The sequence below is a fragment of the Mesorhizobium sp. M7A.F.Ca.CA.004.04.2.1 genome, assembly GCF_004022825.1.
Lineage (GTDB): Bacteria > Pseudomonadota > Alphaproteobacteria > Rhizobiales > Rhizobiaceae > Mesorhizobium.
The window spans coordinates 1-4482 of the sequence record NZ_RZPH01000468.1 but is presented as its reverse complement, the minus strand read 5'-3'; the positions used below and the strand labels follow the sequence as shown (position 1 = coordinate 4482).

At 65.4% G+C, this 4482-nt stretch carries 2 protein-coding genes; both read right to left on the bottom strand.

What is annotated here, in order from left to right:
- The coding region (locus EN893_RS20210) for a transglycosylase domain-containing protein (RefSeq protein ID WP_245490870.1) at positions 1–1170 on the bottom strand (1170 nt) is incomplete at its 3' end.
- Between the two features lie 212 nt (positions 1171–1382).
- Positions 1383–4482: alpha-2-macroglobulin (locus EN893_RS20200; protein WP_164900976.1), on the bottom strand; the 3100-nt coding region annotated here is incomplete at its 5' end.

Sequence of the window (4482 nt, the reverse complement as noted above, 5' to 3'; positions counted from 1 at the left end):
CTGGTAGCCCATGTCGAAATTCTTCGGCCGGTAGCCGGAGAAATCGACGGGGCTGTCGTCGATCAGCGTTTCCTGCGCCACCAGGCCCTGTTCGAAGGCCAAACCGTAGATGAAGGGCTTTAGCGTCGAGCCTGGCGAGCGGACGATCTTTGTCATGTCGATCCAGCCGGAGCGGCTTGCGTCGAAGAAATTGGCCGAGCCGACTTCGCCAAGGATGTCGCCGGTGCGGGAGTCGGCCAGCACCATAGCGACCGACAGGCGGGGGCCGAGCTTGGTGGCCGCGTCCCTCGCCACCTGTTCCAGCCCCTCCTGGACGCTCTTGCGGATCGTCAGCTGCAAGGGCTGACCGGGGACGGCCTTGGGCAACATCGCATAGGCGGCGTGCGCGGCGAGCGCCGGCAGCGTGCGGCGCAGGTCCGAGACATCGTCGAGGGAGGCCCGTGCGGCCTCGCGCTCGCCGAGCAGGCGGGAGGAGACCATTCGGGTCAGCACCCGGTCGCGGGCGGCGTGGGCGATCTTCAAATTGCGGTCGGGCCGGCGCTTTTCCGGCAGTTGCGGCAGAGCGACGAGCAGGGCGGCCTCGGAAACGGTGAGCCGTTTCGGCTCCTTGCCGAAATAGGCGAGCGAGGCGGCGCGCACGCCTTCCAGATTGCCGCCATAAGGCGCCAGCGTCAGGTAGCGTTCGAGGATCTCGCGTTTCGACAGCCGCCGCTCTATCTGGATGGCGCGCAGCATCTGCTTGACCTTGGAGCCGAGGCTGCGGCTTTCGCGCGGCTCGATCAGCCGGGCAAGCTGCATCGAAAGCGTCGAGCCGCCGGAGACGATGCGGCCGCTGGTGGCGAACTGGCCGGCGGCGCGGGCCAGCGCCAGCACGTCGACACCTTCATGGTCCCAGAAACGCTTGTCTTCGTAGGGGACCAGCATGTCGACGAACTGCTTGTCGACCTGGTCGAGGCGGGTTTCGAGCCGCCAGTAGCCGTCCGGCGTGGCGAAGGCGCGCAACAATTCGCCGTCGCGGTCCTGGACTTCGGTGGAGACCGTGAGTTCGGCTGGAAGCGGGGGTGGGAAGGCACGGTCGAGCGCCCAGAGGGTGGTGGCGGCAATTGCGGTGAGTCCAATGAGGGAGGCTCCTGCAACGGCCGTGCGACGAAGGAACTTCTTGGAAAGCATGGCGCCGCCCCTCATCCGGCTGCCGCCACCTTCTCCCCGTATAGTGACGGGGAGAAGGGTGCTGTCATGGCCCTTGGCGCTTTTCCAGCAACGTTCAAAGTTGGCGAAAGCTTTGTTGCAGGCCTCTTTCTCCCCGTCACTATACGGGGAGAAATGCCCGGCAGGGCAATGGGGGGCAGCACAAGCCTCACTTTCATATTCGCCAAGGCGCCTTACGGCGCCTTGACCTCCATCATGCCGGTGGCGGTGCGGGCCGAATATTGCGGCCGGTACATGTCCTCCACCGTTGCCGCCGGGTGCGCATAGGTACCAGGCGTCACCGCGCGCACGACATAGGCGAGCGTCAGATTGTGGTCATGATCGCCGTCGGCCGGGTTGAACGCCGCGACGAAACGGTCGTCGCGGAATTCGAGATGCGCGGCATCGGTCTGCGCCAGCCACGAGAAGTTCGTCAACTGGGCGCTGGAGACCAGGCCGGGATTGTCGATCTCGAAGCCGGCCGGCAACAGGTCGGTGACCAGCAGGCGCGACGGCCATTTGTTCTGCTCGTTGACCTTGAGCACGACGACATAGCGTTCGTTCTGCGTCGCCTCGGTGACATTGGCCTCGGTGCCGTCGAGCTTGTAGTAGGTGCGGTTGATGGTGAAGCCGTCGCCGCCGGCCGGCAAGGGCTGGACCGGCGACGCCACGGTGGTGACGACGGCCTGCAGCGGGGTCTTGCCGGTGTTGGCGATGGTCAGCGGGCTGTCGGCCAGGTCAGAGCCTTCCACCTGGTTGGAGTAGCCGCCGGAATGCGCCGCGCCATTGACGGCCAGCATGATCGTATCATTGCCCTCCTTCAGCGCGCGGGCCGCCAGCAGCATCCAGGATTCGTCCTGGGTGGTGGTCCAGCGGGCTTCCGCGCGTTCCCTGGTCACCAGCTTGATCAGTTCCGGCACGATGGTCGGCACCGGCTTCGATTCCGCCGCCAGCGCCAGCATCGCCGCGCCATCACGCAGCCGCGAACCGTAGTCGGAGCGGTAGTAGTCGTAGTCGGTGGTGGACTTTGCCAACTGCAAGGCGGTCTTGAAGGTGGCTTCGGCGCGCGGTGTATCGCCGTAGAGCGCCAGGCTTGCCGCCAGCTGGGCAACGGCCATCGGGCTTGAGAAAGCTTCGAGTTGGGTATCCGCATAGTAGCGCAGGTCGCCGATCGAGGCCTTCTTGTTGCGGGCCAGAACGTAGAGGGCGTAGGCGATCTCGCTGCCACGGTCCTGGACGCTCTGGTCATAGCCGAGCGAGTTCTGCAAATTGCTCAGCGCCTGGTTCATGGCCAGGCTCGGCACGTCGTATTTCTGCTCGCGCGCCCTGGTCAGGAAATCGGTGACATAGGAATCAAGCCACAGATCGCCGGAGCCCGGACCCCACAGGCCGAAGCTGCCGCCCGAGGCCTGATAGCTCAGAACCTTATAGATGGCGTCCTGGATGCGGCCATGGATATCGGGGTCGCTGGCCATGCCGACGCCGGAAGCCAACTCATTGACGTAGAGAAGCGGCATGGCGCGGCTGGTGGTCTGCTCGGCGCAACCATAGGGGTAGCGGTCGAGCGTCATCAGCAGCGACGGCACGTCGAAGGCGGCGGCCTGCGAAACGCCGACACTGACGGAGGCGCCATTGAGCAGGCTGGCTGCCAGCAGTTCCTTGTCGACGCGCAGCGCGCCGCCATTGCCCTTGAGGTCGACCACCAGCCGGGTGGTCACCGGCAATTGCGCCGGGCGCACCGGCACATAGAGCGTCTGCTCGACCTTGGTGCCGTCGGCATGGGCAAGCTTGACGGTGAGCGAGGCATTGCCGGCCGTCTGAGCGACCAGCGGCACGGTCAGCGTCTGGCGCTTGCCCTGGGCGAGCGTCAGCTTCTGGGGCAGGGGCTTGTCGCCGGTCGACAGGTCACCCGTTGTTTCGATCGAGAACGCATAGTCGCCGGCCGGACCATCGGTGTCGGCGACGTCTAGGCGCATGACGGCGGCGTCACCAGGCGCCAGGAAGCGTGGCAGGCCAGCGGTGATCACGATGGGATCGCGCACGATGACATCGGACTGGGCGTGGCCGACCGCATCCTTGGTCCAGGCGACGGCCATGACGCGCACGGTGCCGTTGAACTGCGGGATGTCGAAGTCGACCCGCGCCTTGCCGTCGGCATCGAGTTCGACGATGCCGGAGAAGAAGGCGACCAGTTTTTCGGTCGGCGGGTTGCCTTGCGCCTGCATGTTGGCGCCGTCGCCGCCGGTCCTGAGCTTGCCGGTGTTGCCGAGCGAGCCGTCGATCAGGCGGCCGTATATGTCGCGGATTTCCATGCCCAGCATGCGCTGGCCGAAGAACCAGTTCTCCGGATCCGGGGCCTTGTAGTTGGTCAGGTTGAGGATGCCGACATCGACGGCGGCAACCATGACGTAGGCATTGCTTCCCGGCTGCACGCCGGCGACCGAAACCGGGATCGACAGCTGCTGGCGCGGCATGGTCTTGTCCGGCGGCGTCAAGGTGATGGCGAGCTTTTTCGAGCCCGGATCGACCTTCAGCCATTTCACGCCGATGGCGCGGGCCGGCATGCGCGTTTCCTGCGCATCGCCCGGCCGGAAGAGGGTTGCCGTGACATAGGCACCGGCACCCCAATCGTCGCCGACCGGTATGTCGACCGTGCTGCCGCCGGCCGGCACGGATGCCGTGACGGTCTTCAACAGTTTGTCGGAACCGATGTTGATGAGAAGTTCGCCGGCAAAGTGCGGCGAGACTTTCAGCCTGGCCACTTCGCCGGCGGCATAATTGTCCTTGTCGAGGGCGATTTCGAGGCCGTCAGGCGTTTCGGTGGTGGTCGAGGAGACATACCAGCCGGCATCGAACTCGTAGCTTGTCGCCGGTCCCTCGGGATCCGATGTCTCGACCTCGAGGCGGTACTGACCCCAATCGACCGGCACGGAGACCGTCGCGCCGCCGTCGGCGCTAAGGTCGACCTGGCCGTTGGCGATCGACTTGGTGAAGGTGACCGGCTCGTAGTTCCAGGAATTGTTGGAGCGGTACCACTGGTAATTGCGTTCGACCTTGACCAGCGTCCACTGCGCGCCTTTCAGCGCCTCGCGCTTGCCGTCGGGATCGACGGCGATCAGGCTGAACTTGGCGGTGCCGCCCTGCGGCACTTCATTGTCGGCGAAATCCGGACGGATGCCGATCATATGGCCTTGCGGGCGGACGCCGATGTTGAGCGAACGCTCGATGGCGCGGCCGCCGGTTTCGCGCATCCTCACCGTCACCTTGGCGTCGACCAGCTTGGTGGTCGAGGGC